Below are 584 nucleotides of genomic sequence, written 5' to 3'. Positions count from 1 at the left end.
TCGTTAGATATGCCGATGATTTTGTGGTCATATCACAAAGCCGCGAAATCATTGAACAGTGCAAGATTGCTATCTCCTCATGGTTAAAGCCCATTGGACTCCGACTCAAACCAGAAAAGACAAGAATCTGCCACACACTTCAAGAAATCGAAGTAAACGGAAAAATAGTCTCACCTGGTTTTGACTTCCTAGGGTTCAACATTAGGCAATATCCTGCCGGAAAACACGTCTCCGGAAAAAGTGGGGGAAAGGTCAGTAAACTACTAGGCTTTGTAACCCACATAAAACCGAGAAAAAAGGCAATCAAAGCCCACATTGAAAAGGTAAAAGAGGTGATTAAAAACCTTAAAACAGCACCTCAAGCCGCCCTGATAAAACAACTCAACCCCATCATCACTGGATGGGCAAGATACTACTCGGGGGTAGTCTCCAAGGAGACTTTCAGCAAACTAGATAACATACTCTGGCAACAACTGCGGGCATGGGTAGTGTCACGATGCGGAAACTCCGAATACAAAACGCTCAGAAAATACTACCGAACAGGTATGGCAAAACTGAGTAATGGGGACGAAAGGAAGGATAAG

At 43.8% G+C, this 584-nt stretch carries 1 protein-coding gene; it reads left to right on the top strand.

Going from position 1 to position 584, the window contains the following annotated elements:
• On the top strand, nucleotides 1-584 hold a 584-nt coding region (locus LKE08_RS10495; RefSeq protein WP_324704170.1), incomplete at both ends, for a group II intron maturase-specific domain-containing protein.

It is taken from the genome of Lyngbya sp. CCY1209, from assembly GCF_035615495.1.
Lineage (GTDB): Bacteria > Cyanobacteriota > Cyanobacteriia > Cyanobacteriales > Microcoleaceae > Limnospira.
The sequence above is the reverse complement of the archived record's forward strand: the minus strand, read 5'-3'. Positions and strand labels throughout refer to the sequence as shown.